Raw genomic sequence first — 935 nt, forward strand, 5'->3', positions numbered from 1 at the left:
TTTGAGATTAGTGGAACGCTCTGGAAAGTGCGGCCATAGTGGGTGATAGCCCCGTACACGAAAATCTCTTGTCAATGAAATCGAGTAGGACGGAGCACGAGAAACTTTGTCTGAACATGGGGGGACCATCCTCCAAGGCTAAATACTACTGACTGACCGATAGTGAACCAGTACCGTGAGGGAAAGGCGAAAAGAACCCCGGAGAGGGGAGTGAAATAGAACCTGAAACCGTATGCGTACAAGCAGTGGGAGCCTACTTTGTTAGGTGACTGCGTACCTTTTGTATAATGGGTCAGCGACTTATATTCAGTGGCGAGCTTAACCGAATAGGGGAGGCGTAGCGAAAGCGAGTCTTAATAGGGCGTTTAGTCGCTGGGTATAGACCCGAAACCGGGCGATCTATCCATGGGCAGGTTGAAGGTTAGGTAACACTGACTGGAGGACCGAACCGACTACCGTTGAAAAGTTAGCGGATGACCTGTGGATCGGAGTGAAAGGCTAATCAAGCTCGGAGATAGCTGGTTCTCCTCGAAAGCTATTTAGGTAGCGCCTCATGTATCACTCCAGGGGGTAGAGCACTGTTTCGGCTAGGGGGTCATCCCGACTTACCAAACCGATGCAAACTCCGAATACCTGGAAGTGCCGAGCATGGGAGACACACGGCGGGTGCTAACGTCCGTCGTGAAAAGGGAAACAACCCAGACCGTCAGCTAAGGTCCCAAAGTCATGGTTAAGTGGGAAACGATGTGGGAAGGCTTAGACAGCTAGGAGGTTGGCTTAGAAGCAGCCATCCTTTAAAGAAAGCGTAATAGCTCACTAGTCGAGTCGGCCTGCGCGGAAGATGTAACGGGGCTCAAACCATGCACCGAAGCTACGGGTATCACCTTATGGTGATGCGGTAGAGGAGCGTTCTGTAAGCCTGTGAAGGTGAGTTG

At 51.3% G+C, this 935-nt stretch carries 1 rRNA gene; it reads left to right on the plus strand.

Going from position 1 to position 935, the window contains the following annotated elements:
- Positions 1 to 935: ribosomal RNA gene (locus IAE37_RS28580) — 23S ribosomal RNA — on the plus strand; the annotation flags it as partial.

This window comes from Pseudomonas sp. S31, from assembly GCF_016648105.1.
In the GTDB taxonomy this organism is placed as follows: domain Bacteria; phylum Pseudomonadota; class Gammaproteobacteria; order Pseudomonadales; family Pseudomonadaceae; genus Aquipseudomonas.